Below are 26,935 nucleotides of genomic sequence, written 5' to 3'. Positions count from 1 at the left end.
GGGGGATCGAAGCGCTTTCCGTCTTCGACGTCCGTGATCTTGTGAAAGCAGAAGCGCTCGCCGTGAGTTTGCAGGGTTTTCACGGGATCGAGAGTTTGAGTGAAATGGTCTTGAAGCTCGTATTTCAAGTGCGAGTTGGCACTCAGCAGCGGATGAAAAGTGCCATGGCGGAGGTCGAAGAGACGGAGACGAATCCCAACACTACCGGCACCTCCGAAATTGGATTCCAATACCAGGTCGTCAGTCTTGTCACCCGTGAGATCCCGGAGTTGGATGCTCTGGATTGCGGAATGATGATGGTCGCCCAGGATGAACCTGGCTTCGGGCTTCCATGACGAGGCCTGCCGGACCAAGCGGACCATCAGGCCCACTGACCAGCAGGAGCCGGCCGGTATGGCGCCGTCGAAGCTGTACTGTAGGATTGCGAGCATGGCGGACTGGGCCTGACTTGGCCAAGCGAACAGTTTGAAGCGGAGGCGCCTCACTTCCGAGTACGTGGAAGTACCCATGTTCTCGGAGGCGCACTGCTCTATCTGATTCGTTGACTTCCCGGTAACCTCATATACGGTTTCCCCGGCGAGGGCATCGGGGAAGCTGCGGCCAGCGTTCTCCGATTGCCGCGGCCAGGCGTCATTGATTCTTCTGCCGGGCAGGACCTTGATTTGCATTGCGGGAAAGATGGAACGGAGTGCGTCCTGGCGAATTGTCTCGTTTCGGATGGGTTGGGCAGGTTGGGCTCGGAGGGCGGAGGAAATGAGGAGGATTGCTGTGAATAGGGGGGTGGGCAGGGGACAGGTCACAGAAGTAGAGTAGCGATTGTTGGCGGCGGATTGGGTGTTGTGGAGGGTTGGTTGGAGCAGTGCGTTGAGGTGCCGGGTTACTGGGGTTCGCGGTTCAATGCTACTGCTGGGGCAGTGCTACTGGTCGACTGCGGCAGTGCGTTGTGGTGCCGGGTTACTGGGGTTCGCGGTTCAATGCTACGGCTGGGGCTTGGCAACTGGTGGACTGCGGCTTTGCGTTGGGGTGCCCGCTTACTGACGTGCGCGTGTCAATGCGAAGGCTGGGGCAGTGCTACTGGTGGACTGCGGCAGTGCGTTGAGGTGCCCGCTTACTGACGTGCGCGGCTCCGTTCAGGATCTGGGGATCAGGCGCTTTCGGCCGGCGGGGTGGACTTGCTGCCCATCAGGACGTGCAGGGCGAATGGGACTTCGTCGGGGTGCGTGGCACACCACTCGATGATGCGCTCGAGTTTGAGGCTATCGTCTGCTATGGCGCTGATTTCCATCAGCTCGGTTTCGATGGTCTCGGTGTCTCTCATGGCACCTCCAGCGTTGCACAGGTGGAGGGTGGAAAGTTGGCCAGGCGGGCGCTGGAGCGACAGGCCTTAGGACTTGGCCGCGGCCGGCAGGCTGGCGCGGCGGATCAGGATCGCTCCGGCGAGGGAGACGGCGCCTCCACAGAGAGACAGCATGGCTACGCGCTCGCCTCGCACCAGCACGCCCAGGATGAGGGCGACTCCGGGGATGAGGAAGGTGGAGGCGGAGGCACGGGTGGCGCCGATGCGACCGGCCGCGACGGCGAGGAGGATGTAGGCGATGCCGGTGCCGAAGATGCCAAGGGCGAGGAGGGCCAGAGCGGAGGGCAGGGTCCAATGCGCTACACGGAGGGCGGGTATGCCCAAGGGGGCGGTGAGTAGAGCCGCAAAGCCGACCGCGCGCCAGAGGACAGGGAGCGCCCCGTTGCGCTGCTGAAGCGGGCGGGCGAGGTTGATGGATAAACCATAGCTGCTGACGGCAATGAGGATCAGGAGGACTCCGGTGGCCTGATTGCTGCCCTGGCCGAGGCTGGGCACTGCCACGAGGACGGTACCGGCGAAGCCCACGCCCAGTCCAATGAGGACGGGGCGCGGCGGCAGGCTGCGGGCGAGGAGACTGGCGACGGCGGCGGCAAAGAGGGGAGTGGCTCCGTTGAGCATGCCGGTGAGGGCCGAGGAGACGCGCTGTTCAGCGAAGGGAAAGCAACTGAGCGGGAAAGCCATCCAGATGATGCCGAGGAGGGCGACGCGGCCCCAGTCGGAGCGAGCGACGGGTTGGCGGACTCCGGGGAACATGGAGAGCGTGAGAAAGCCGATGACGAGGCGGGTGAAGGTGATGCCGTTGGGCGGCAGGCTTTCGAGACCTTGCGCAATGAAAAGGAACGATGCGCCCCAGATGAGGCCGGGGAGCAGGAGCAGGGTCCAGTCGAGCAGATTCGAAACGGATTGGTGTTCGGACGATGGGGTGGCGGGCCGAGCCGTCATCTAGTCATGGTCGCGTATGAGGACGATTTGGACAAGTTACTCGGGTAATGAAAGGGTTGTCGAACTCGCACGGGGTGGACGTCAATCCCTGGCACTGGGCTGTGTAGCAGCCGGTAACGCCTTTCGCAATTGGAAGAGGCGGGTTGTGATTCCGGACTGCTGCGGCATGACGCGTGACAGGCTTTGCCGCCAATCGGCGGAGGAGTAGGTCTTCTCGAACACCGCGACATTGCGGGCGTAGCGGGCCAGAAGTTCCTGCTTGAGCGGGCTTTCCGCGAAGGAGAATTCCAAACTCCAGCGGCCGATTTGGACAACTTCGGGCCACGTCAGATGGAAGAGCGAGACGGCGGCGAAGTACTCGTCGGAAAGGTTGGAGTCCATGACGCCTCGATCGTCCGTGTTCAGGCAAACGGGGATGCCCTGGCGAAGATATATGGGGAAGGGGTGGAGGCGGAGGTCCGGGACGTAGCCGAGCGCCAGGTTGCTGGTGAGGCTGATCTCGATCAACTGGCGGCCCCTGCGCAGCAGTTCCATGGCGTTGGGGTCCCTATAGGCGTTGGTGCCGTGACCGATGCGTTCCGCACCAATGGCGAGGGTGTCGGCGACATGAGTATCGGCCTGGCTGCTTTCACCGGCGTGGAGGCTGAGGTGGACATCGGGATATTCCCGGCGCAGCGTGCTGAGCACTTTGGTGAAGCGGGCGGGGCGTCCGTCCGGGTTGTCCTCGCGGCCCACGAGGTTCACGCCAACCCAGAGATCGCGGTTGCGGTGTACAAAGGCGAAGCCCTCTTTGAGGTCGTCTTCGGCACCGGGCAGGAAGCGGAGTGCGGAGACCTGCATGCGCACGGGAATCGAAGTGGAGAGAGAGTCCGGCTGGGCGAGGCGCTTGCGGATGGCGGCGGCGCCCTGGTCTTCGGTGAGGCCGTTGAATTCGCGGGGATCCAACTGGGTTTCGAGGTAGAGTGCGTTCTCGGACTGAAGCTGCCGTTGGGCGAGGAGGAGGGCGTCGCCCATCAGTAGGGGGTCGCGTTCGAGATCGCCGAGGCGGCGCACCAGGCGGTCGAAGAACTCGTCCCTGGATTCGCTGCTGTCGAGGGTAAGAGCGGCGAGCCAGGCCTTGCGCTGGTCAGCGGTGAGTGCGGCGACGGGGGTGAAGTCGCGCCGCACGCAGGGAGGCAATTTCTGAACAGAATCCGGGCGGAGGGTGAGCCACTGAAGGGTCTCCGATTCGCCGCAGTTGCTGACATTGGTGCGGGTGAGGTAGTTGTGCCGGGCCGCTGCATCGAGCCAGAAGGACATGGGGATGGAGTATTCGTGGTGGTTGTGGAGGTCGCCGCCTTTGGGGAGCGCCCACATGAGGCGATAAAGGTTGTCGTTGGAGAGGGTCGATTTGAGGCGCTGCCAGTGGGGTTCGAAGGGGTGGGCGGCGGGTTGTGCGCTGGCCGAAGTCAGATGAAGTAAGAGGAGGAACAGGACTGCGATTACCGGCAGCTGAAACCGGCCACGAATGCGGGTCACTTGCCGGGAAATCCTGGAGAATTCAGCATGAGGCTGTTGCCTGGGCATTGTGTTGTGTCCAGGATAGCGAAGAAGGAGCGGGCACAGAAGGGCAAGCTCCCCTTGGACGGGCAGGATTCACTGGAGAGCAGGAGACCCGACTCGATCGCCCGGTGATAAGATTCAGGTCACCGATGACCCGGGCCTTGCCGCCCTCCGGTTGAACCGGCCGCGGGCCTTCACGTACCGGCATTGCGGACGAGGCGGCCTTCGGCACTGCGAGGAATTATGCAAAATCGACGTGATTTCCTGAAGACCGGGGCTTCCACCCTGGGTGCTGCCTCCATGGCCTCCGCCGCTCCGTCCACGGCCGGGGGCAAAAAGATGATTGGGATGCAGGTGGGCGCTGTGTCCTTTGTGGATGAGGGCACGGATCAGGTGCTCGATATCCTGCAGCAACGCGGAGCCGTCAATACGCTGTTTCTGGCGACCTTTACGTATGGTCGCGGGATCGCCGGACGGCAGGTTCCGGGACAACCGCTGCCGGATCATGGCAAACAGGTGCATGACCTCGATTTTCATGGCGGCAATTATGGAGTGGTCCGGCCGCAATTTTACAAAGACACCGGGATCAAGCCGGAAGACACCCGCGCTCCGGATCATGGAGCACTCGATATCATCAGCGAAGTTCTTCCCAAGGCGAAGGCGCGCGGGCTGAAGACTATCCTCTGGACCGAGGATGTCTGGCGCTATGACATCCCGGGCATCGAGAAGTTGCAGGAAGTGGACCTGTACGGCCGGAAGGTCCGGAGGATGTGTGTGAATAATCCGTACCACCGGAATTTCCTGACGGGCCTGGTGGAGGACTACACACGTTCCTATGACATCGACGGGATTATGTGGGGATCGGAGAGGCATGGGGCCCTGGGTACGGCACTGGGCGCCAATCACGGCGGACGAGGGAACGATGCGGGTTCCGTCGGTTGCTTTTGCGAATTCTGTGAGAAGAAGGCGCGCCAGGAGGGCAACGTCAAGATCGAACGGGTGAAGGACGGATACAAGGAACTGGAGAAGTTCGTGCGAGCCAGCCGTTCCGGCAAACGGCCGGTGGACGGATATGAGGTGACGTTCTGGCGCATATTGATGCGGTATCCGGAGATCCTGGCATGGGAGCAGTTCTGGCACGACGGATTGCGTGAGATCTACGCCGCCATGTATGCCAAGGCACACGCGATCAAGCCGAACGTCCAGGTAGGCTGGCACATCTGGCACAACAACTCGTTCAGCCCGTTCTACCGGGCGCAGCAGGATCTCCAGCCGCTAGCCCAATGCTCGGACTTCCTAAAGATGGTGATGTACCACAACTGCGGGGGCGAACGGATGGCCAGTTATATCGATAGCGTCACCGGGACGTTGTATGGCGATCTGCCGAAGCAGGAAGCGCTTGAGTATCACTACCGCCTGTTGAATTGCAGGGAACGCAGTTACGAGCAGATTCCATTTAGCGGGTTCTCGGCCGATTACGTGAAGAGGGAAGCGCAACGCGCCATGGAAGGGGCGGCTGGGACGAAGACACAGATCTGGCCGGGGATTGACATCGATATTCCAACCTCAAAGAACCACAGCAAGAGCACTCCGCAGGGGACGAAGGATGCGGTGATGGCAGCGTTCGAGGCCGGTGTGCCGGGAGTGATTCTTTCGCGGAAGTATTCAGAGATGATGCTGGCGAACCTGAGTGGAGCGGGGGATGCTGTGCGTGAGATGAAACTGGCGTAGCAAGCGACAGGCGAGACAGATTCCGGACCGCCTGCGTCGCGTGCCCGACGCAGGCGAGTCCGCACCATCGCCGCGAGCCCTCTCAGAACCCTGCCTACATGAAAAAGCCATCAGAAGCCAGCCGTGATTTGCGACTCGACCCTGATGGCTAAGCTGAACGCGGAGATCCGCCGGCAAGCGAGGCTATTCTCGAACGCTCTCCAGAATCTGGCCGGTTGCCAGCCAATGAGCGCATTCCGGGCCGAGTTCGGCTAGCGCCCGAGCCTCGTACTCCGCCGATTCCGCCTCGGTCAATGTATCGCGCCAGCGTCCGTTGGTGCCCTTATGGATGAAGGTTTTGGCTCCGCCGACCCAGGCCGCGCCGCCCATGGGCACGACCTTCTCGCCGTGCTCCTTCATCCAGTCGAAGGTGCAGTGTTCCACGATGGTGTCCCACTTGCTTTCGTCGATCGGAATATCCAGGAACGCAGCGATGCGCCGCATCTCCTCGGGCATGTTCTTCTTCAGGACGTCGAAGTGGACCAGCAGAAGATTGGGCAGGTTCCGGATGGCCCACCAGCTACGGACGTTCTCCCAAATGGACCAATAGGGGAATCCATCGCGGTCCAGCCAGTCGCGCCAATAAACCCGAATATCGTCCGGCGGCGGCTCCAGGGGGGGCCCGACCAAACCCGGACTTTTGTTCAGCGCATCGTACATGATCTCGTTGCCATTCCGGTGATGGTTGTAGAGGCTCCACAAGACATCGCGGCCGTCGCGGCCGATGTAGAGATATTTGGCCTTGGGCGAATAAACAAGCGCTTCCACGGGAAGATGCGTCTTCACAAATCGCCGGTTTGTCTGTTCTTCCAAGGCTGGCAGTTTTACCTCCTTCGGCGGAACGCGGAAGTCCACCCATGGCGAGATCGATTGGGTGTCGCGCTCCGTGTCGCCACCGAAGAGCATCTGGGAGACAATCTGCTGCATCCAGGTTGTGCCGGACTTGGCGTAGGTCGAGATGATGATGTCATCATCCCTGAATTTAAAGTCGTTCCAGACCGTGGAATCAATGTGCTGGTTATGCATCTCCCTGGTTTTTTGAGGCCAGGCCATTTGCATTGAAGTCATATCCCCTCTTTCCGGAGCCGGTTGTCCCAGCCGCTCCGACCCAGTGCCTTCGAGACCCGGGGTTGCCGGGGACTCGAATAGTGGAATCAATTAGAGCACTGTTGTTCTCGACCCGCAAGCCGTGCGAATAAGAAACAGCAGAAGGAGAGGCTGAAGCCGTGGACAGGTACGATGGGGGAGAGCTGCGACTGCACGCGATTAGTACACAGTCAGGTCGCGGCCATTCACGACGTTGCCGGAGTAGGTCCGGCGGATCTCTTTTTCGAGATCCACCTCATCGCGCGGCCCAAAGTAGAGCTGATGGTAGAGCACCAGCAGCTTGGGCCTCGACTTCGCCGCGAGTTCGGCCAACTGTTTGGTGGAGGTGTGGAAGTTCGCGTGGTAACGGCCGCGCCGCTGGCCGAAGACGAGATCGAAGCGATCTGCCGAATAGACTTCATGGACCAGCACGTCGCACTGGCGACAGGCCTCGGTGATGGAATCGCTGAGGGCCGTGTCGCCGGAAATCACGATGGAACGGCCTCCGGCGTCGATCGAGTAGCCAAAAGCCTGAGGCCAGGATCCGTGCGGGACGGCCAGTGCACGCACCGTGATGTTCTCATCTTTGTAGACAGGACCGGCGCCCTCGATCTCATGGACGATGGGCTCGAGATTCCGCTTATTCAGCCCCTCAAAACCTTCGGTCCTGACCTGGATGTCGGCCGCGTAAGCCTCTTTGAGACGCGCCGTCATGGCCGCGATGCCTTTGGGGCCGAACACTTCCAGCGGCTTGCGCCGGCCAACTACCCAGGGGGTCAGCAGCAGATCCGGATAGCCCAGGGTGTGATCGGAGTGCAAGTGAGTGAAGAAAACGTGGGTGAGGTTCGTCGCGTCGAGGGCTGCCATGCCGAACTTCTCGGCCGCCGCCTGGGCGCGGCGTACCACGCCAGGCCCCGCGTCGAAGAGATAGCTGTGCCCGTTTACCACTACGGCGACACAGGGTCCTGAGCTCGAAGGGTCGGGGATTGGGGTTCCCGTGCCCAGAAGAACGACTTTCGCTGGTTCGGCGGCGGCCCCGGGGGTTGCCGCGGCCAGGAGTCCACCCAACAGAACCAGGAGTCTTGCGGGCTTGGATACAGGCATGAATCAAACCATTTCGATCAGCATTCCGGCCGGAGGGTGTATTATGGCCCAATCCTTGCCGCTCTGGGAAGTAGATTGCCGAAAGAGGCCAGCCGTGAAGTCTCCGCCCTCACCACCCGTGCCATCAGCACCCGCCGGGCCGCAGGTCCGCCCACCAGACGTGCCGGATCCGGGCCGGTGGAAGGCACTGGCGGTGGTCCTCGCAGCGGCATTTCTTGTGGGGCTCGATTTCTTCGTCGTCAACGTATCCATCCCCTCCATCCGGGCCACCCTGCATGCGACATTTGCGGAGGTCCAACTGGTGATCGCCAGCTACGGCCTCACGTATGCGGTACTGCTGATCTCAGGAGGACGGCTGGGCGACATTTACGGCCGAAAGCGGATGTTCATGTGGGGTGTAGTCGCATTCACCCTGGCGTCGCTGTTGTGCGGTCTCGCGCCGTCGCCGATCTTTCTCATCGCCGCACGGGCCGTGCAAGGTGTCTCCGGCGCGATGCTCTTCCCGCAAGTGCTTTCGATTATGCAGATCACCTTCCCGCAAAATGAGCGGGCCAAGGCGTTCGGGCTGTTCGGGACCGTGATCGGTACGTCCTCGTTCTCGGGCAACGTACTGGGGGGGATCCTGGTGAGTGCGGACTTCTTCGGGTTGAGCTGGCGGCCTATCTTTCTCATCAATTTGCCGATCGGATTGTTGACCGTGCTTGCAGCCGCACGGTTCCTCAAGGAGTCGCGCTCACCAAAGGCCCGCCGGCTCGACCTGGCCGGTGTTGCGTTGATGACACTCGCGCTGACGCTGCTGCTTTATCCCCTGATCCAGGGGCGCGAAGCCGGATGGCCCCCCTGGGCTTTCGCCTGCCTGGCGGCATTTCTGCCTGTGATGGTCATCTTCGTCAAGTACGAGCAGAGGGTGACGGCGAGCGGCGGTTCGCCATTGGTGGAACTCGACCTCTTCCACGATCCCGCGTTCTTCACTGGTCTGTTCAGCGGGGTTTGTTTCTTCAGCGGAGCCGCCGCCTTCTTCCTGATCTTCACAATCTTTCTGCAGAATGGAATTGGCTACTCGCCGCGCGAGGCCGGGCTGACTCTTGCCTGGTTCGCCATTGCTTTCCTGGGAAGTTCGCTCGCCTCCATGCGCGTGCAACCCCGCCTGGGCAGCAGGATTATTAGTCTGGGCGCAGCCTTGATGATGATCGGATTGTCCTGCCTGTTGTGGCGGACTGCTTCCAGTGGTGCGGCGTTGACCGGCCTCAATCTGGCGCCGATCCTGCTTGTCTATGGCACGGGCCAGGGCTTCGTCATGCCTACGCTCATCAGCACAATACTGATCAACATTAAAGGGCATGACGCGGGCTCGGCTGCGGGCGTTCTCAGCACCGTGCAACAGGTCTCCTTCGCCACCGGAGTGGCTGTGATCGGGACCGTGTTTTTCAGCGCGTTGGGCAGTTTGACGTCGGTAGACGCCTTCGTTCACGCCCTGCGCGTGGCTTTTTCAGTGAACATCTCACTGCTGGCGGTGACCTTCCTGCTGATGTTCAAAATCCCACGATTCCCGGCCCGCGAGGTTCACCACTAAACAGCCGGCGGCCACCTGTTCCCGCCAGGCAGATCAGCGAGCCGGCGGAGTGTAAAGATCGGCAATACGGTTGCTGCGGTAGATCATGGCCCCGGTTGCTTCCAGGGCGAAGACAACTTTCCCTTGCGGCGTCACCTCCAAGGATTGTCCAGCAAAGGAGATGTCTTGGAGAAGGGATCCCGTGGTGAAGTGGAAATTCCCATTGCTCAGACGTTGCGCTGAGCCGACCCAGGGGGCAAACACGCCCAGATCCGTGTTCATCACGAGCGTGGCCGTCCGCGCCTTCTCGTCGATCTTCCAATGCTGGCCGCGGGTGTGGGCCGTGGGGTCCTTCTTCCTGCGCCGCGGGCCATTGTCCAGGAGCAGTAAGGTGTCGGATCCAGGCGGCTCAAACCCGGCGTCGTGCTGATAGGAGAACCAGGGCGCCTTATCATCCGTTTCAGCCTTCAAGTCTCCGCCCTCTCCCAAGCGCCAGAGTACCTTGCCCGAACCCTTGCCGTCCCGGTAGTCGATCTTGGCCACCCAGTCCTGTTCGGGCATTGACAGCACCAGATTCCCGTCCTGCCGGCTGTAGGCGAGAGCATTCCCGTGCAGCCAGTCGTTGGCGACGGGCGCGAGGAACACCGGCGAACAGCCACCTCCGCCCACCGGGCCTTTGCATTTGTCGTCGCCGCGCGCGGCCCTGGATACGTCGAGATGATCGAAAGCGTTCCACATCCATTTCACCTGCAGGTCCTCATCCAGGTCGAGGATCAGAACCGCCACGACATCGATCGGGTCCTCGGACCCTTGTGCGCCATCGGGCATCATTCGCTCCAGGCTTGCGATGGCAATGGTGTGGCCGTTGGGTAGGCGAATTGCGTCGTGATGAAAGCCAGGGACGCACTGCTGACCATTCGGTTTGCAGACGGAGTGGATGCCGCGCTCCTCCAACTGGTCGGCCAGGCTGGCGATGTTCGTCTCGCGAATCGTGTTCCCCACCAGATCTACTTCCGAGAGTACCTGCGTGCGGCTGTTCTCGTCGTTGATGCCTCCGCTGAAGACCAGGAAGCGTCCGCCAGGCAGCATGCGCGTCAATGACCGGTCACTCAGCGGGAGGTACCACACCAGGTTTCCGTTGAGATCCGTGGCGATAGGCCGTTGGACCGGCAGTTCGATGCTGTAGACCAGGAAAGGCTCGGCCGAGGAGGCAGCGGCGTCGCGCGGCGTAACAACCCGCAAAGGCGCGTAGTTTCCGTCCACGATGCCCGTGTGAAAGCTGACAGGCGGGCCAGGCTTTGCGGAATCGCCGGTCACCACTTCGGCACGCATCTCGTAGCTGGAGTCGGCGAGCATCCCAGCGACATAGATGTTGCTGCTTCGGGTTCCGGCGCAAGGTTGGCTGCCCGTGCGCTGGTCCTTCCCTGCCTCGCCCTCGCGGTGGAACACCACCCGGAAACGGCTACCTTCCGGACAGGCCGGAGCACTGAACAGGGCGACCAGCGGATTGGCGGTCGGCGTCGCCACCGGCTTCGGGCCGGTTGCTCTCGGCACAACGCGAAATGGCAACTCCACCTCGGCTGTTAACTTCGAAGTGACGTTCTTCATCGTCACTTTCACACGCGCCTCGTGCTCATACAGTTCCGGACGCCAGGCAAATCCCTGTTGCGGGCTGTAATCGCGAATCACGCGGAAAGCCGACCCATCCACGCTGACGCTGTAGCGGAACCGGTACTTCCCCATCAACTTCAAGGGTTCGCCCTCCTCCTTGGGTATCGCAGTCAGCCCGATGACAGTTCCGACGCTTTGAGGAGATGGCAGGTTGGAGAGCAGCCGAACCGCCGGAGCGCTCCAGCAGACCGGCAAGGATGCAACGACGGCGAGGACAAGCAGTGCGTGGGATCTCATACTTGGTAGATCAGTATTGCATGGCCCCGGCACGACAACCCCCGTTTTGCTGTTATTATGTTCCGGCACCTGACCGGGGCCGGGATCGCACGAAGTCGATGGAATTCCTACTGGGCTTTCTGATTGCGGCCGCCGTCGGGCTGACAGGCGTCGGCGCGGGCAGCATTACGGCACCCGTGCTGATTCTGTTCTTCAGCCTGCCGCCCGCGCTCGCCGTAGGCACAGCGCTCAGCTTTGCGGCGGCCATCAAGTTTGCCGTCCTGCCTGTCTACTTGAAACGCCGGCAGGTGGACTTTCGTATCCTTCGACTGCTCTGCGCAGGTGGCATTCCGGGTGTCCTCTTTGGCTTCTACGTCATGGATCACCTGGACGCCAGCCATTACCAGCACGTGATCTTCGCCATGTTGGGGGTCACGATTTTGGCGGTCTCCCTGGCCAATCTCTTCCGGGCGATCCGGAACAGGACCCCGATCAGCGGCACCGATCACGCGAAGTGGCTGCCGCCTATCGCCGCGCTGATCGGCGGCGAAGTCGGGTTCTCTTCTGCTGGAGCCGGCGCCATGGGCGCCGTGGCCCTGCTGAACCTTACTAAGTTGACGCCAGCCCAAGTTGTGGGCACGGACATGGTCTTCGGCCTTGTGATTTCCATCCTTGGCGGGGGTCTCCACCTCAACGCTGGTCACTTCAATTCATCCATTCTGGTGAAACTGGTTGCCGGCGGAGTTGTCGGCGCCATCACCGGCGCGGCACTGTCATCGGTGGTGCCGCCCAGGCCACTGAGGCTCGCGCTTTGTATCTGGCTGGCGATCCTTGGCCTGCAGTTGTGCTGGAAGGCCTTTGCATAGTTTCCATATAAATCTTTCCAGAATGTCTTGTGTATGCCATACTACTGGGCCATGCGGGACATTCTGGGTCGGCTGCTGGTTTTCGCCACGTTTGCAGGCAGCTTAACTGCGGCGCCGTTGGCCGTTCATCTCCATGCGACATTGCCCTCGCCTCAACCGGTGGGCATTTCCATCGGCCTAACGCCGCGAGTTGACAACGCGGCCGGTCTCCACTCCTACCGTTACTCCGTCAGCGTCAATGGCGGACCGTTTCGAGTGGTCCGCGACTTCAGCCAGGACAAGGAGTTTGTCTGGAGCCCCGAGTTGTATGAACACGACGCGGCTGTCCACCTGATCGCCCGAAATAACAAGACGAAGGAGCTGGCCGAGGACGAAATGCGGTTCCGGATCGTCCCGAGGGCAACGGCCAAAGGACCTGTCGTCACCCCGACGGCGCATCCCCTTGTCGCCCTATTCAGCGCTCCGCCCTGCCCGCAGGGGAGTCAATTCCGCGTGGTGTTCCAGACTGCAGGTCAGCAGGCAATGGCTCGCACGCCCGACCAACCGTGTGGCGGCACCATCAGCAGCAACGTGTACGTGGCGGGAATGCGGGCGGCCACGGAATACCGGCTGCGTTCGGAGGTGGTAGCCGGAGGGACAACAAAGTCCGGCAACTGGCTGCCGTTCCAGACCGGCATCCTGGATGGCGACTTCTCGCCTGTTTCCATCGCGGTGCCACGTGCGGGCGGCAAGCCTGCAACCGAGCCGGTGCTGATCTTCAGCGCGGCCTCAGTAGCCGCCGGGCGGCGGCCGTTCGCGGTTGACCTGGAAGGCCGGACTATCTGGTACATGCGGTCAGCCGACTTCCTGACTCGGGTTATTCCGGGCGGCCGGTTCCTGGCCCTGGCGGAAGGACAGAATTCCGTTAACGCGATGCGACGGATGCAGGTGCTGCGCGAGACAGACCTCGCCGGGAACGTCATACGCGAAACCAACATCGGCCGGGTCGCCGAGCAGCTCGAACAGCGAGGAATTCACTCCGACTGCCGGAAGGGCGGCAAGGAGTGCGTGCCTGGTTTCCACCACGAGGCCATCCGGCTGCCGAACGGCCACACGCTCGCCATTGCAGGACTCGAACGCATCCTGCCGGCGGGGACGCAAGGCTCAAAAGAGCCGGTGGATGTCCTGGGGGACATTGTGGTGGACCTTGATGAGGAATTCCAGGTGACAGGCGTGTGGAACACCTTCGAGCACTGCGACCTGAAACGGGCCTCGCTGTACGACGCCAAGTGCAAAGAGGGCCGTGGCAGCGGCGGTTGCCCAGCAATCTTCCTGGCCGCGGAAGCCAACGGGTGGACGCATAGCAATTCGCTGAACTATATCGCCTCCAGCGGCGACTTTCTCATCTCGATGCCGGAACAGAACTGGGTTCTCAAAATCGACTGGAAGAACGGCAAGGGCAGCGGCAAGATTCTCTGGCGGCTGGGCAAGGACGGCGACTTTACGGCGAAGTCCGACGACCCCAGCCCCTGGTTCTCGTTCCAGCATGATGCGGGCTTCGAACCCGCGGGCTCGAATATCCTCACGATCCTGGACGACGGTCACGTGCGCTATGAGCACGACAAGAAAGCGCACAATCGGGGCCAGTCGTGGCGGCTCGACGAGGAGAAGCTCACCGCGACGCCAGTGCTGAACGCGGACCTCGGCGTGTACGCCATCGCGGTGGGATCGGCGCAAACCCTGAAGAACGGAGGGTACAGCTTTGAGGCTGGCTTTATCAATCCCGGCTCCCCCTATGGACGCACCGTCGAAACCGATGCCGACGGCAAGGTCGTCTTCGCGGTCGACGTGGAGGGGATCGTCGTCTACCGCAGCTACCGCGTGAGCGATATGTACTCGGCGCCGGTCAAGTAGAAGGAATCCCGGTGATCGACCTCCACACACACACGGATCGTTCGGACGGATCCACGGCGCCCGAGGACCTGGTGCGGCAGGCCGCCACCGAAGGATTGCGTGCTCTCGGGATAGCCGATCACGACACCCTGGCCGGCTACGAAGCCGCCGTGCCGATAGCAGCAGCGTGCGGCCTGGAGCTGATCTGCGCGGTGGAACTGAGCACACGTCCCAATGAGCATCGCGAACCAGGCAAGCGGGAGCGCTCAGTTCACGTGCTCGGTTATTGGTTGCAGGAGCCGCCCTCGATGGAGTTTCGAGACTGGCTGGAGACGCAGCAGGCCAGCCGCCGGCGGCGCAATGCCGATCTGATGATGAAGCTACAGCAACTCGGAGTTTGCATCAGGATCGAAGAGGCGGAGGTTTACGGGCGCAACCAGGTGGGCCGGCCGCACATCGCCCGGGTGCTCTGTGACAAAGGCTATGTCTCGAGCGTACAGCAGGCCTTCGACGTTTATCTTGCTGACGATGCGCAGGCGGCCGTGGAGCGTGACGAGCCAACACTGGAAGAAGGGATCCGGCTGATTCAGGAATCGGGCGGTATGGCGTCGCTCGCCCACCCCGTCAGGCTGCCCCAACGCGGCTCCGAACTCGTGCGGCTGGTTCAGCGCCTGGCCGAAGCCGGACTGCAGGGTATTGAGGTCCACCACAGCGAGCACTCACCGACCGACTGCGCGGAGTACGCGGAGATCGCCAGGCGCTTCGATCTGATCCCGACCGGGGGCTCGGATTTTCATGGAGAAAACAAACCGGGGATCCGCCTGGGCTGGGGTAAGGATGGCAACACTTGCCTGCCCTATAGTTTCCTGGAACAGATGCGAGAGTTGTGCACAGTGAAGCGCCACTGAATGAAACCAACTCCGCTGGCCCGTGAGACCTCGCTTTCGCAGACGGATGGCCGCCTCTCGCGGCCACTGTCCGTCCAGGCACACTCCGGCAGCGGGTGGTCACCAAGGAATTTCGAGGGAGCGGTATGACAGGCAGTACGACGGCAGGATTGACGCTCACGCACCTGCGAATGCTGGAAGCCGAGAGCATTCACATCCTGCGTGAGGTAGTAGCCGAGTTCCAGCGGCCCGTGATGCTCTACTCCATCGGCAAGGATTCGTCGGTGATGGTGCGCCTGGCCCAAAAGGCCTTTCATCCGGGGCGAATTCCTTTTCCGCTGCTGCACGTGGACACGACTTACAAGTTTCGCGAAATGATCGAATTTCGTGATCGCTTCTGCGCCGACATCGGAGCCAAGCTCATCGTGCACACGAACAGGGCAGCGATCGAGGCAGGCGCCAATCCCTTCGACCTCGGCACCCAGAAGTGCTGCGGGCTGCTGAAGACGCGGGCGCTGCTGGACGCTCTCGCCGAAGGCGATTTCGACGCGGCGATCGGCGGCGCCCGGCGAGACGAGGAGAAATCCCGAGCCAAAGAGCGTGTCTACTCCTTTCGGGATTCGCACGGCCAGTGGGACCCGAAGAACCAGCGGCCGGAGTTGTGGAACCTGTTCAACTCGCGCCTGAGTCCCGGTGAAAGCATTCGCGTTTTCCCCCTGTCCAATTGGACTGAGCTGGATGTCTGGCAATATATCCACCTGGAGAGCATCCCGATCGTGCCGCTCTACTTCGCCAAGGAGCGCGAGATGATCGTCCGGGGCTCCTCCCTGATCCCTGTCGAGGTCGACATCCCCATGCGGCCCGGAGAACGGAGGGAGCGCGTCATGTGCCGGATGCGCTCGCTGGGTTGCAGCCCCTGTACCGGAGCCATCTATTCGGAGGCGGACACCCTGCCGAAAATCATCGAGGAGATGATTCTGGTGCGCCGTTCCGAGCGAGAGAACCGGGTGATCGATTTCGACCAGGAAGGCTCGATGGAGCTCAAAAAGCGGGAAGGTTATTTCTAACGTGACGTCTCCCTCGGCAACCCAAACCGGCATCGACCAGTTCCTGCGGCGAGAAGAAGAAAAGGACCTGCTGCGCTTCATCACGGCCGGTAGCGTGGACGACGGCAAATCCACGTTGATCGGCCGTCTCCTCTACGACTCGAAGGGCGTGTACGAAGACCAGATCACCTCCATCCGGAAAGCCACGGTGAATGAGACGGCCGGGACGCTGGATTTCGCCCTGCTGACAGACGGCCTGCGTGCGGAGCGCGAACAAGGCATCACCATCGATGTGGCGTACCGCTATTTTGCTACGCCGAAGCGCAAGTTCATCATTGCCGACACGCCGGGACACGAGCAGTACACCCGCAACATGGCGACAGGCGCCTCCACGGCAAACCTGGCCGTTGTCCTCATCGACGCCCGCAACGGAGTGCTGCCGCAGTCGCGCCGGCATGCGTTTATCGCCTCGTTGCTGGGGATCCATCACGTCGTCGTGGCCGTCAACAAGATGGACCTGATGGATTACAGCGAGCAGGTTTTCCACCGGATCCGCGCTGAGTTCAGTTCCTTTGCGGCACAGCTGAATATTCCCGACCTGTACTTCATTCCGGTGAGCGCGCTGCTGGGCGACAACATCGTTACCAAGAGCGACCGCATGCCCTGGTTTGAAGGCGCCAGCCTGCTGCACCATCTCGAGACGGTTCACATCGCCAGTGACCGGAATCTGTCTGAGATGCGCTTCCCCGTGCAGCTGGTTGTGCGGCCCAACCAGGAGTTCCGCGGCTACGCCGGGCAGGTCGCCTCGGGAGTGCTCAGGCAAGGTGATCCGGTGATCGTCCTGCCCTCGGGCCGCACTTCGCGAGTGAAGTCGATTGTGACTTACGAGGGCGAAGTCACCCGGGCATTTCCGCCAATGTCCGTTACTGTGTCGTTGGAGGATGAGGTGGATGTGAGCCGCGGCAACATGCTGGCTCCACCGTCGCATCCGCCACATGTTACGCGTTGCATCGACGCCCGCCTGGTGTGGATGGGCGATCAACCATTGGACCTGCGGAGGCAGTACCTGATCAAACACACCACACAGACGGTGAAAGCCCAGGTTCGATTCATCCGGTATCGCGTGAATGTGAACACGCTGGAAAAGCTTCCGGCTCCGGAGCTGCGGCTTAACGAGATCGGCACCGTGGTCATAGACACGCATGCGCCGCTCTTCGTGGACCAGTACCGCCGTAACCGCGCGACAGGCAGCTTCGTCCTGGTGGACCCCGTGTCGAACGCCACAGTCGCCGCGGGAATGGTCACCGGGCGCGACCCGCGAGTCGCGGATCCAACGATGCCCGACGCGCAACCGCCCGCGGAGGGACGGATCCCGGAGACCGAGCGGGAGAAGCGGATTGGACACAAGTCGGCGCTGATCTGGATGAATGGCGGCGCCGAAGTGGGTTTCGCCGTGGAGAGCGAGTTGTTCCGGCTAGGCTATCTCACTCACGTGATCGCCGCCCAGACGGACGGCAGCGTCCTGCTGGAGCTGGCGCACAATCTCACAGCGGCCGGGCTGATCACCATTTGTGCGGCGGACTTCCTGTACGAAGTGGAGCGCGAACGCGCCGGGGCGCTGACTGAGCCAGGGCGCTTCCTGGAGTTCGACGTATCGGCATTCGCCAGTCCGGAAGAAGCCGCGCAGGCGATTGCGGCAGAGTTGGCGGCAAGGGGCGTCACGCCGCCTACGGCGTGAAGGACAGGGAATCATTGGACGAGGATCGCGGCATGCAAACAGGTTGTACATTGTGGTTCACGGGGATGTCGGGCAGTGGCAAGAGCACGCTCTCGAATCTGCTGAGCGCCCGCCTGCGCGCCATGGGCGCGAGAGTGGAGGTATTGGACGGCGATGTGCTTCGCACCCAGTTGTGCCGGGGCCTCACCTTCAGCAAGCAGGATCGCGAAGAGAACATCCGGCGGATTGGATTCATCTGCGAACTGCTCACACGCAACGGTGTGATCGCGATTGCGGCCGCGATTTCGCCCTATCGAGAGGGACGGGACGAACTGCGTTCCCGAATCGCCAACTTCGTGGAGATTCACATGGATTGTCCGGTGGACGTACTGGTGGAACGCGACGTCAAGGGGCTGTACAAGAAAGCGCTGTCTGGCGAGATCAAGCATTTCACGGGGATTTCGGATCCGTATGAGCCGCCGCTGGCGCCCGAGGTGACCATCGACTCGTCGAGACAAACCCCGGAGGAAGGGATCTCAGCCATCCTGAATTGCATGGAGGGGCTCGGCATCATCTCGTCGCCCTATGAAACCATCCCTGATTCAGGAGAATCGCGCCAAAGCTGAACCCGTGCCGATTGCGCCTGGCTCGGTTCGCGGCAGGCGGCCGGTCGCAGATGCTGCTTCATGGACGTCAGCATCACTACCCGCGGCGTTACGCAATGGCGGTTGGTGGCACAGACGATGCGAACGTCGGGCGGTGGATCCTGCGCCATTGGCTCGCACATGCTAGCGCACTCTCCGGAATACCACACTGCGTTCGCAACCCCATTTTTTCTTAATCACAGGGTTATGGCCCAAATGAAAGGAAACCCGGCGAAGGGCAAAACGAGTGGGAGGCAAAGCAACGGGCTACAGCGGTTCGAAGTCCCAGCCAAAGCCCGGTCGATCTGAGGGGGCAGTATAAATGCCTTCGGGCCCCCTGGTTACGCGGTAGTCCTCTTCGAAGCGCTTGTAGACTTCCGGCGGGCCACCGGGCGCGGGCAGGAACATTTCGGCCCAGGGGCTATTGGTGGTGGCCATGATGAAGTGGAGGCCATCCTGCGTTGTCCCACCGCCGTGGGGGATGACCGGGATGTCATAGGCCGCGGCCAGCGCGGCGATCTTCCTGGCTTCGGTGAGGCCGCCGCACCAGTGCAGGTCGGGCTGCCAGATTTCGGCGGCCTCGTGCTCCAACAGGCTACGGAAGCCATAGCGGCCGTACTCGTGCTCGCCGGTGACAATGCGGGTGGAGCGGATGGCCTTGCGCAGGCGCCCGAAGCCGGCGTAGTCGTGAGGCTGCAGCACCTCCTCCATCCAGTAGATGCGATGAGGTTCCAGCAGTTGCGCCATTTCCAGGGTGTAACGTTCGGTCCAGGCCATCCAGCAGTCAAGCATGATTTCGCCATCGGGACCCAGAGCCGCGCGAGCCCGCTTGACCACTTCTTCGTTTCTGCGCATGCCTTCGCGGCCGTCGGCGGGTCCGTGCGGCATGGCCAGTTTGAGCCGCCGGAATCCAAATTCCACGTGTTGTTCGATATCGTTGCCAGTGCAGTAAGCGGGGATGCGGTCTTTGGTCTGGCCGCCGAGGAGTTTGTAGACGGGCATGCCGAGCGCATTGCCGATGAGATCCCAAAGCGCCAGGTCGACGCCGCTGATCGCGTTCATGGTCACACCCATGCGGCCGTAGTGCATGGTGGAGCGCCACTGGATGTCCCAGAGTTTCTCGATGTCGAAGGGGTCTTCGCCCAGAAGGAGCTTTATGAGATGGCCTTCGACCACAACTCCACCACCGGCGCCGCCGCTGCCGTAGCCTTTGACACCCTTATCGGTCGCGATCTCGACGATGAAGCCGGGGACTTTGCCGGGATCGGGAAAGAAGAGCGAGCGGGTGGCCTTGTAGCGCGGATAGATCGACATGGGGTTGGCGACCTCCACGGCCTGGGTGCTCCAGGAACCCGGGGCAGAAGTGTAGCTGGGGACGGGGCGTTTGGGGCGGGTGTTCACCAGGCGGACAGAGGTGATCTTCATCTTGCCCTTGCCCAGGTCGGGCACTTGCGCGACAGCGGGGGCTGCGCCGGCGAGGAGGCCGGTGGAGAAGAAGGTGCGGCGGTTCATGGTGATTGGCCCACACGATATCAGGATGCGCGGTGGACTGGAACCACCCGCATGCGTTTTGTTGCCGGTCTTGGATTGCGGGCCGGCTTCCTGCCTCGATTGGCCACGCGATCAGCGGTAGAAGGGCCGCCACGTCAGCCAGCGCGGCCCGTAGTGCGGTTCCGGCCGCCCCACCTCCAAAGCGCCCAGGTCGGGCGCCCGGCCGGCGAAGCCATCGTTCACCGTGGGGATGGGGACACCCGCATCCACCGCCTTGCCGCCGGGTTTCAAGCGGAGGTTCAGGTCCATCGAATGGTACACCGCATGGCGTGTCGACGGATTTGGCGGAGCGAGCTGTTCGAAGATGTCGAAGTCCACTTCTACTCCGTGCGCTTCCTGACCGGTAGCGGCGCGAAACTCCGCCAGCGTGCCGAATGATTTCCAGTCGGTGGGTTTCGGTTCATACCAATGCTGGCCCGCGGACGGGCCGAGCCAGGAATACTGTGTCGTGACGTTCCGGTTCGGCCGGAACCCGTTGTAGTCGGAGCTGTATGTATCCGTCGCATTCGCCCAGGTCATGATCCCCCGGTTGGGCGTATCACGCCCCAGGAACAGGTTGTTGCGAAAGTGCATATTCGACGACGGGTCGCGCACTGTCTGCTCGCCGATGATCGTGTTGTGGAAGACGAACAGGCCCGCCGGTTTGGCCGAGAATTTGAACGCCACACCGCTCGGCACGTTGTACAGGATGTTCCGGTAGAAGTAGACCGGGCCACCGAAGACCGGCTGCGAACTGTACCCGCCCTGGGCGGCGTTGACTCCGCGGTTCTCGAAAACACGCACGTTGTGGACGCCGCCATCCGTCTCAATAAAGTCGTCGTTCGACATGTGGATGTCGTTGCCATAGATATCGATGGAGGAAGCGCGCCGCTCCGGGTCGGCTTCGGGGGTGCCATAGGTCGAGATGCCGATCGCATCGTGGAAGTAGGCAATCGCATTGTGCGCGATCACGTGCCCCGGACCGTAGACCTTGATGGCGTAGTAGCTCTTCAGGCCATGCGATCCGTAGGCGCCGGCGCTCATGGCGCCTGGATAGGTCCAGCCGATGAGGCGCATACGATCTTCCCGGCCCAGGATGAGATTGTCGGCGATGTAGAAGTCGCTGGAACCCGCGTACTCGGTCCAGACGGCAAAGCCGACGTTCTCGAAGCGGCAGTTCTTCACGGCCAGCCCAACCGCGCCCAGCACCTCCTTCTGACCGGCAAAGAGCGCGACATCGGTGTTGCGGAAGGTGAGGCCGTCAAAGATGTGGTACTTCGACGCCATCACGTCGAACAGCCGGTAGTTGCCGTCTCCATCGAAGATCACCTCGCCGTCGCCGGCGGCTTTGATGGTGATGGGCTTATCGGCGGTGCCCTTCAAGGTGAGCAGCAGGGTGCCGTCAAATGGAGCCATCATCGGATCGACGTAGTTGAGCCGCTCCGGTTTGTAGAGACCGGCGTGGACCAACAGCGTGTCGCCCGGCTGGGCACGCCGCTCCCAGACTACATTCCAATCGCCCAGGCCGGCGCCGTAATAGGCCTGCAGAATGCCGGTGAAGCTGGGCTCCTGTTTTGGTCCTGGAAACTCCGGTGGATAGACATGCAGGATGCGGCCCGCAGGGGCAGGCTGGGGCTCGACTCGGGTCCTGACCTTGACGGTGGGCGCCGCTTCGCCGGATACGCCATCGGGATCGGTCAGCTGGAAGCGGCACTCGTATTCGGTGCCAGGTTGGAGATTCAGGATGCTGCCGGCAAAGCCGTCCGGGACGGTGTAGTCGAGGTTCTCCCGCCGGCGGTAGACGTTTTCGCCGCCGATCCGAACCAGGGGCAGGGCGTTCCTCCAGGCGGTCTCGCCGGAGGCCCGGAACTGTACCGACACGGCGGCGTTGCGGTTGGCATCGCCCTCGATGGGCCATTCGAAGCCCAGGTTGAGCAGTGTGGGATGTTCGACGACGAGTTTACCGGCCCGGGTGGCGTTTTGTGCGAGGAGGCCGGAAGTCAGAAGCAGGAAGAGGACGAGGCATCGGGGGCCCATAGGTGGAGTGATTATACTCGCCCTGGGAGCGCGGTGAACTCCCACAAAACAAGGGCGCTTAGGGAGCCGCTGTCCCGGTCACCCAGTGATGGGTTACATAGCTGGTTGCCACCGGCTGCCGGTCCCGCACCAGCACTTTTACCAGCACCTGGAGTCCGGAATCCTTCTTCGCACTGCCGTCCACTGCCAATCTCCGGTCCAGCTCCCGCAGACTGGGCGCATCGACGACGTACTCCGCCGCACCCTGCGTGCCCCAGGTGTATACGCCGCTCAACGACATGATCCGCCGCCCCTGCTGTGGACTGGGCCAGACCGAGATTACAGCGTAGTCGTAGCTGTCGGTCTTGGGATCCATTACCGGCATATACACTTTGGCTTCCCCTGCCCGCGGGCGAAGGTTGTTGATGGACGTATGGGCGCCGTCGAACTCGAAATCGCGCGGCAGGTTCATCTCCTGGCCCAATGTCCGGAAGCGGAATGACGAGAAGAGGACCAGATTTCCGTGTGCCACGTCCTGCCAGCGCGCGAGACGATTCCGGACCAGTGGCAGTTCCTTGCCACCCATGGCGAAGAACCGGCCCAGCGAATACAATCCGGCCGCCTCGCCCAATCCCGTATAGATCTCCTCGGGCCTGGCTTTCGTGTGGAAGTACTCCGCCATCCTGCGGATTCGGAGGCTCTGCTCCAGTTCTTCCGGGGTGTTCACCTGGGAATCACGCATGTACACCTCGTTGACGAAGATGAACATCGGCGCGCCCATCACAAGTTGGGTGGATGAATCCTGATCGAAGAAGCCACGCCAAAGCGGATGCTGCTGCCACTCGAAGGGCGGATGCGGAGGGTTTGAGCTGCCGCGGAACGGGACCCAGACCAGGAGTCCCAGCAGCACTCCGAGGCCGGCCAGGGCGAGGTCGCGAGTCCACGGACGGCGTTGAAACGGATTTGGCGCCAGCGGTGGTGGATCGGCCGCGCGCAGCTGGAAGCGCGCCGAGTAGTGGCCGCGCGGGATCTCGATGAAGAGGGCATCGTTCCGGCCGGTGGTTTCGTAGTAAGCGGCGAGCTTCCTGCGCAGCACGCCCACCTGCACGCGGACGATTGAGTCCGTGCGCGGATCGAACTCCTCACGACGCTTAAAGACGGAAACGCCGAGGTTGTATTCCTTGAGGTCCTTGCCGCCGGTGGCGAGCGTCTCCTCGACGATGAAGCGAAGAAGGCGCTGCAGGGTGGGGGAATCGCGGAAGGGCTCCTGTGCGACGAGGCTTTCGAGATGAAGCCTGACTGCCTCGTCCGGAATCCGCCCCGGAACACCGCCAATCTCCGAGCCGTCATTCATCCTGGAGGAAGTCAGACTCACGGGAAGGCCCCCATCTAGTTTCAGCGATCATTATTACATAGGGGCTGGTCGCTCACAAGGCATTAGAAATACAGGACTTCACAAGTGAATTGACAGTTACGCTACTTCGATTCGCTCCTCGTTACCGAATGTTGACCTTTAGCATCTGCCCAGGGGCCGCCGCACGCATTGCGGCAAATCGCGAACCCAATACTCAAGTGAGTGGGAGTAAGGCTATGTTTGCCACCAGAGGACCAGTCCTCCTTTCGATTCTCATGTTATGCAGCCTGTGCGCCGTCGCGCAGACGACGACAGGGACCGTGAACGGCCGCGTGACCGACACCGCCGCGGCGTTCATCCCGGACACATCGGTCGTGTTAACCAATGTTCGGACCGGGATCAGCCAGACCACCCAGACCAACGAAGAGGGGCTGTTTGTCTTTCCCCTGGTGCAGCCGGGCTCTTATCGCATGGAGGTGTCGAAGGCAGGCTTCAAGAAGTTCATTTCCCAGTTCGATCTGGCGGTGAACCAGACCATCCGCATCGATTCCGCACTGGAAGTCGGTGAGGTCTCCTCCACCGTGACGGTGAACGAGAAGTCCGTACTCATCGAAAGCGAAACCTCCTCGCTGGGCCAGGTCATCAGCAGCCGGCAGGTGGAGGAGCTCCCGCTGAACGGCCGCAATCCTTTCGCCCTGGCCGCGCTCAGCGCGGGCGTAGTGCCGTTGGGTTCGTTCGGCGTCGGTCTGAACGCCACGCGCATGGCCGCCCAAATGGCGGGCGCCAACAACTTTATGGCGAACGGCGGCATTGCCGGCAGCAACGAAGTGCTGCTCGACGGGGTGCCGATCACCGTCTGTTGCCAGGGCCAGCCGGCCATCATCCCGTCGGTCGAGGTGACCCAGGAATTCAAGATCCAGACCAATGCCTCCACGGCGGAGTTCGGGCGCACCAGCGGAGGCATCCTCAATCTGGTCACCCGCTCGGGCAGCAACGCCTTCCACGGCGGCGTGTACGAGTTCCTGCGGAACGACCAGCTCAGCGCGGCCAACTGGTTCACCAATCGCGCGGGCAAGGTCCCGATCCCCGGGCGGGATGACTACCGCACTCCGTTGCGCTACAACCAGTACGGCTTCACGGTCGGCGGTCCAGTGGAGATCCCCAAGCTCTACTCCGGCAAGGACAAGACGTTCTTCTTCGGCGGCTATGAGGGCACCAATGTCCGCCAGTACGGCTATGTGAATTCCACCGTGCCGACCAACCTGATGCGGAATGGCAACTTCAGCGAAGGCACCGCCAACATCTACGACCCCGCCACAACCCAGGCCGATCCGAACAACGCCGGCCAATTCATTCGTTCACCCTTCCCGAACAACGTGATCCCGGCCAACCGCCAGAACGCCATCACCAAGAACTACAACGCCTTCTTCCCCGTCCAGAATGCTGCCGGCGCGGTGAATAACTTCAACTGGGTCCAGTCGCTGGCGACGGACGACGCCCAGGGTACGGTGCGTGTCGATCACAACTTCAATCCGGCCAACCGGCTGTTTGCCCGCTGGAGCGTTACGGACGACAGTTACAAGAATGGCGACTGGGAGAACGGCATCTCCGGCTGGTCGCAGGCAATCCATGCGAATACGTTCGTTCTCAGTTACATGAAGGTGCTGAGTCCCGCGCTGGTGATGGACCTGCGGTACGGATTGGCCATTCAGCGCAACCTGTTCCTGCCTGACTCAGTGGGCGAGGACGTGACGAAAATCGGGTTCCCCTCATCGTTCGCCGCACAACAAACCGTCCATGCGATCCCGCTGCTGAATGTATCCGGACTCCGCAGTATCGGTTTCGACAGCCTTCGCAACTGGTCGCGCTACACCCATGCCTTGTCCGCAAACCTGAGCTGGATTCACGGTGCGCACACGGTCAAATTCGGCTGGGACGGCCGGCTGCTGCGCGATAACGAACTGACGCTCGACGGCGGCGCCGGCAACTTCTCCTATGCGGCCAATTTCGCCAATGGCCCGAATCCGCGCGCCGCGGTCCCGGCCGGCCAATCCACCTTTGGCGCGTATGCCACCTTCCTGCTGGGTCTGCCCTCCAGCGGCACCATCGGCTACAGCGACACCTGGGCGCGGCAGCAGTATTATCACGGATTCTACGTTCAGGATGACTGGCACATCACCCGCAAGCTGACGCTGAATCTTGGGGTGCGCTACGAACTGGAGACTGGGTTCACAGAGCGGTACAACCGCCAGGCCTGGTTCGACCCGAGTCTCTCCACTCCGCTGGCCCAGCAGACCGGCCTGCCGCTCACGGGTGGCGTGGCGTTCAGCGGCGTGGGCGGCCAGCCTCGCAACCTTTGGAAGACCGACAAGAATAACTTCTCCCCGCGCATCGGCCTGGCCTACCAGATCACCCCAAAGACCGTGCTGCGCAGCGGGTTCGGCATCTTCTTCCTGCCGACATCGCAGCGCGGCTATGGCAGCGGCAACCCCGGGTTCCAGGTCTCGACGCCGTTCGTCAGTTCCATCGACGGGGTCACCCCGGTAGGCACCATCAGCAATCCCTTCCCGTCGGGCACCATCCCACTGGCCGGTTCAGCCAACGGAGCGCTCACGCTGGTGGGGGCGGGTGTCAGCGGCCTCTTCTACGACAGCCCAATGTCCTATACCCAGCAATGGAACTTCGGCATCCAGCAGGAGCTGCCGTGGAAGATCCTGGCGAATGTGGCCTACGCAGCCAGTGAGAGCGTCAAACTCCCGCTGAACTTCAACCCCAATTCCCTGCCCTTGCAAGCTTACGGAGCAGCCGGCGACCAGACACAGGTCGCCTACCTGACCCAGCTCGTCAAGAATCCGTTCTTCGGGATCATCCAAACCGGCAGCCTGGCCGCCGCGACGGTGCAGCGCAACGCCTTGCTGCGGGCCTTCCCGCAATTCACCAGCGTCGGGCAGAACTACCTGGCGCAGGCGACCTCCAGCTACAACTCGCTGCAAGTGACTGTCCAGAAAAGCCTCAGCCAGGGACTCTCTCTGCTGTCGTCCTACACCTGGTCGAAGAACCTGGGCATCGCGAATAATTTGACCACGGGCTTCCTGGATGTCGGCACGCCCGGCTTCCAGAACGACTTCAACCGGGCGATCGAGAAATCGGTGCTGGCGACCGACATTCCGCACCGCCTGGTGGTGAGCGCGAACTACGAACTGCCGGTGGGCCGGGGCAAGGCATACGGCACCAACATGAGCCGGTGGCTGAACGCTGTGGCCGGCGGCTGGCAGATGAACACCGTGATGTCGTTCAACAGCGGCTTCCCGTTGAACTTCTCCAATGCCGGGGCGGCCTCGTTTGCCGGATCGCGCCCCAGCTACACCTCCTCCACGGTGAATCCGCAGACCAGCGGCGACGTCGAGAGCCGCCTGGGCGGAGTATCGGGCGGAACCGGCTATCTGAACGCCGCGGCCTTCCGCCAGCCCATGTCGTTCGAGTTTGGCGATGTCGCCCGGCTCACCGACAACATCCGCAGTCCGGCCAAGAGCAATATCGACGTTTCGTTGATGAAGAACTTCGTAGTGAAGGAAGGGATCCGCGTTCAACTGCGGGGCGAGGCGTACAATCTGCCGAACCACCCGGTGTTCAACTCGCCCAGCACGTCCGTGGGCAGCGCCGGATTCGGGGTGATTACGAGCCAGGCGAACTCGCCGCGCAACGTGCAAGTGGCGTTACGCGTGATCTGGTAGCAGCAGGCAATCCGGGCCGGCTCCACGGA

The 26,935-nt window shown here is 61.9% G+C and carries 19 protein-coding genes; 10 read left to right on the top strand and 9 right to left on the bottom strand.

The genetic code is table 11. The features are described 5' to 3' along the window. Positions 1-41 precede the first annotated feature (41 nt). Positions 42-335: a hypothetical protein gene (locus tag ACR9Y2_RS20070; RefSeq protein ID WP_435043400.1), complete on the top strand. Its 294-nt coding sequence runs from the start codon at positions 42-44 to the stop codon at positions 333-335. Positions 336-1,144: 809 nt separating this feature from the next. Here the strand turns inward: ACR9Y2_RS20070 and ACR9Y2_RS20065 are convergent. The 3 genes from ACR9Y2_RS20065 to ACR9Y2_RS20055 form a co-directional block, all read right to left on the bottom strand. After that, positions 1,145-1,318, bottom strand: a complete 174-nt coding sequence (locus ACR9Y2_RS20065; RefSeq protein ID WP_435043399.1) for a hypothetical protein — start codon at positions 1,316-1,318, stop codon at positions 1,145-1,147. Between the two features lie 66 nt (positions 1,319-1,384). Continuing rightward, positions 1,385-2,299: a DMT family transporter gene (locus ACR9Y2_RS20060; RefSeq protein WP_435043397.1), complete on the bottom strand. Its 915-nt coding sequence runs from the start codon at positions 2,297-2,299 to the stop codon at positions 1,385-1,387. Positions 2,300-2,380: 81 nt separating this feature from the next. Continuing rightward, on the bottom strand, positions 2,381-3,817 hold the full coding sequence (locus ACR9Y2_RS20055; RefSeq protein ID WP_435043395.1) for an adenosine deaminase family protein: 1,437 nt from the start codon (positions 3,815-3,817) through the stop codon (positions 2,381-2,383). A gap of 267 nt (positions 3,818-4,084) precedes the next feature. Between ACR9Y2_RS20055 and ACR9Y2_RS20050 the strand changes: the two genes are divergently transcribed. Beyond that, a complete protein-coding gene (locus ACR9Y2_RS20050; RefSeq protein ID WP_435043394.1) occupies positions 4,085-5,572 on the top strand; it encodes a hypothetical protein in 1,488 nt (495 codons plus the stop codon). A 183-nt stretch (positions 5,573-5,755) separates the two neighbouring features. Here the strand turns inward: ACR9Y2_RS20050 and ACR9Y2_RS20045 are convergent, their stop codons facing one another. Together ACR9Y2_RS20045 and ACR9Y2_RS20040 are read right to left on the bottom strand one after the other, a co-directional pair. Further along, positions 5,756-6,664, bottom strand: a complete 909-nt coding sequence (locus ACR9Y2_RS20045) for a sulfotransferase domain-containing protein (protein ID WP_435043393.1) — start codon at positions 6,662-6,664, stop codon at positions 5,756-5,758. 213 nt (positions 6,665-6,877) lie between these two features. Beyond that, the gene (locus ACR9Y2_RS20040) at positions 6,878-7,801 is read right to left on the bottom strand and encodes an MBL fold metallo-hydrolase (RefSeq protein ID WP_435043392.1); all 924 of its coding nucleotides are present in this window, start codon (positions 7,799-7,801) and stop codon (positions 6,878-6,880) included. 94 nt (positions 7,802-7,895) lie between these two features. Here ACR9Y2_RS20040 and ACR9Y2_RS20035 point away from each other — a divergent pair, with 94 nt between their 5' ends. Next, the gene (locus ACR9Y2_RS20035) at positions 7,896-9,374 is read left to right on the top strand and encodes an MFS transporter (RefSeq protein ID WP_435043391.1); all 1,479 of its coding nucleotides are present in this window, start codon (positions 7,896-7,898) and stop codon (positions 9,372-9,374) included. Positions 9,375-9,407: 33 nt separating this feature from the next. On the opposite strand, the gene ACR9Y2_RS20030 is transcribed toward ACR9Y2_RS20035, so the two are convergent. Next, positions 9,408-11,261, bottom strand: coding sequence for an aryl-sulfate sulfotransferase (locus ACR9Y2_RS20030; RefSeq protein WP_435043390.1), 1,854 nt, complete (start codon positions 11,259-11,261; stop codon positions 9,408-9,410). Positions 11,262-11,359: 98 nt separating this feature from the next. Here ACR9Y2_RS20030 and ACR9Y2_RS20025 point away from each other — a divergent pair, with 98 nt between their 5' ends. From ACR9Y2_RS20025 to cysC, 6 genes are all read left to right on the top strand, one after another. Then, positions 11,360-12,106 carry a sulfite exporter TauE/SafE family protein gene (locus ACR9Y2_RS20025; protein ID WP_435043389.1) on the top strand — a complete coding sequence of 249 codons (747 nt, stop codon included), beginning with the start codon at positions 11,360-11,362 and terminating at the stop codon, positions 12,104-12,106. Positions 12,107-12,139: 33 nt separating this feature from the next. After that, positions 12,140-13,999 carry an aryl-sulfate sulfotransferase gene (locus ACR9Y2_RS20020; RefSeq protein WP_435043388.1) on the top strand — a complete coding sequence of 620 codons (1,860 nt, stop codon included), beginning with the start codon at positions 12,140-12,142 and terminating at the stop codon, positions 13,997-13,999. An 11-nt stretch (positions 14,000-14,010) separates the two neighbouring features. After that, complete coding sequence (locus ACR9Y2_RS20015) at positions 14,011-14,886, top strand: PHP domain-containing protein (RefSeq protein WP_435043387.1); 876 nt, start codon at positions 14,011-14,013, stop codon at positions 14,884-14,886. 125 nt (positions 14,887-15,011) lie between these two features. After that, on the top strand, positions 15,012-15,932 hold the full coding sequence (cysD, locus tag ACR9Y2_RS20010; protein WP_435043386.1) for a sulfate adenylyltransferase subunit CysD: 921 nt from the start codon (positions 15,012-15,014) through the stop codon (positions 15,930-15,932). A gap of 1 nt (position 15,933) precedes the next feature. Further along, complete coding sequence (gene cysN, locus ACR9Y2_RS20005; protein WP_435043385.1) at positions 15,934-17,649, top strand: sulfate adenylyltransferase subunit CysN; 1,716 nt, start codon at positions 15,934-15,936, stop codon at positions 17,647-17,649. A 32-nt stretch (positions 17,650-17,681) separates the two neighbouring features. Beyond that, positions 17,682-18,254, top strand: a complete 573-nt coding sequence (gene cysC / locus ACR9Y2_RS20000) for an adenylyl-sulfate kinase (protein WP_435043384.1) — start codon at positions 17,682-17,684, stop codon at positions 18,252-18,254. Between the two features lie 285 nt (positions 18,255-18,539). Here cysC and ACR9Y2_RS19995 read toward each other — a convergent pair whose 3' ends face one another. From ACR9Y2_RS19995 to ACR9Y2_RS19985, 3 genes are all read right to left on the bottom strand, one after another. Further along, complete coding sequence (locus tag ACR9Y2_RS19995) at positions 18,540-19,784, bottom strand: enolase C-terminal domain-like protein (RefSeq protein WP_435043383.1); 1,245 nt, start codon at positions 19,782-19,784, stop codon at positions 18,540-18,542. Positions 19,785-19,895: 111 nt separating this feature from the next. After that, a complete protein-coding gene (locus tag ACR9Y2_RS19990) occupies positions 19,896-21,839 on the bottom strand; it encodes a right-handed parallel beta-helix repeat-containing protein (protein WP_435043382.1) in 1,944 nt (647 codons plus the stop codon). A gap of 58 nt (positions 21,840-21,897) precedes the next feature. Next, the gene (locus ACR9Y2_RS19985; protein ID WP_435043381.1) at positions 21,898-23,193 is read right to left on the bottom strand and encodes a hypothetical protein; all 1,296 of its coding nucleotides are present in this window, start codon (positions 23,191-23,193) and stop codon (positions 21,898-21,900) included. Between the two features lie 215 nt (positions 23,194-23,408). On the opposite strand from ACR9Y2_RS19985, the gene ACR9Y2_RS19980 reads away from it, so the two are divergent. Beyond that, positions 23,409-26,906: a TonB-dependent receptor domain-containing protein gene (locus ACR9Y2_RS19980; RefSeq protein ID WP_435043380.1), complete on the top strand. Its 3,498-nt coding sequence runs from the start codon at positions 23,409-23,411 to the stop codon at positions 26,904-26,906. Positions 26,907-26,935: the final 29 nt, after the last annotated feature.

This window comes from Paludibaculum fermentans, assembly GCF_051172195.1.
Lineage (GTDB): Bacteria > Acidobacteriota > Terriglobia > Bryobacterales > Bryobacteraceae > Paludibaculum > Paludibaculum fermentans_A.
Note: the sequence above shows the minus strand (reverse complement) of the source record. Positions and strands in the feature narration are given on the sequence as shown.

Coding starts and splice junctions, on each gene's coding strand:
- cysC (WP_435043384.1), top strand. CDS start 17,682: ATGCAAACAGGTTGTACATTGTGGTTCACGGGGATGTCGGGCAGTGGC.
- ACR9Y2_RS20040 (WP_435043392.1), bottom strand. CDS start 7,801: ATGCCTGTATCCAAGCCCGCAAGACTCCTGGTTCTGTTGGGTGGACTC.
- ACR9Y2_RS20045 (WP_435043393.1), bottom strand. CDS start 6,664: ATGGCCTGGCCTCAAAAAACCAGGGAGATGCATAACCAGCACATTGAT.
- cysD (WP_435043386.1), top strand. CDS start 15,012: ATGACAGGCAGTACGACGGCAGGATTGACGCTCACGCACCTGCGAATG.
- ACR9Y2_RS20050 (WP_435043394.1), top strand. CDS start 4,085: ATGCAAAATCGACGTGATTTCCTGAAGACCGGGGCTTCCACCCTGGGT.
- ACR9Y2_RS19995 (WP_435043383.1), bottom strand. CDS start 19,784: ATGAACCGCCGCACCTTCTTCTCCACCGGCCTCCTCGCCGGCGCAGCC.
- ACR9Y2_RS20020 (WP_435043388.1), top strand. CDS start 12,140: ATGCCATACTACTGGGCCATGCGGGACATTCTGGGTCGGCTGCTGGTT.
- ACR9Y2_RS20060 (WP_435043397.1), bottom strand. CDS start 2,299: ATGACGGCTCGGCCCGCCACCCCATCGTCCGAACACCAATCCGTTTCG.
- ACR9Y2_RS20025 (WP_435043389.1), top strand. CDS start 11,360: ATGGAATTCCTACTGGGCTTTCTGATTGCGGCCGCCGTCGGGCTGACA.
- ACR9Y2_RS19980 (WP_435043380.1), top strand. CDS start 23,409: ATGTTTGCCACCAGAGGACCAGTCCTCCTTTCGATTCTCATGTTATGC.
- ACR9Y2_RS20030 (WP_435043390.1), bottom strand. CDS start 11,261: ATGAGATCCCACGCACTGCTTGTCCTCGCCGTCGTTGCATCCTTGCCG.
- ACR9Y2_RS19990 (WP_435043382.1), bottom strand. CDS start 21,839: ATGGGCCCCCGATGCCTCGTCCTCTTCCTGCTTCTGACTTCCGGCCTC.
- ACR9Y2_RS20065 (WP_435043399.1), bottom strand. CDS start 1,318: ATGAGAGACACCGAGACCATCGAAACCGAGCTGATGGAAATCAGCGCC.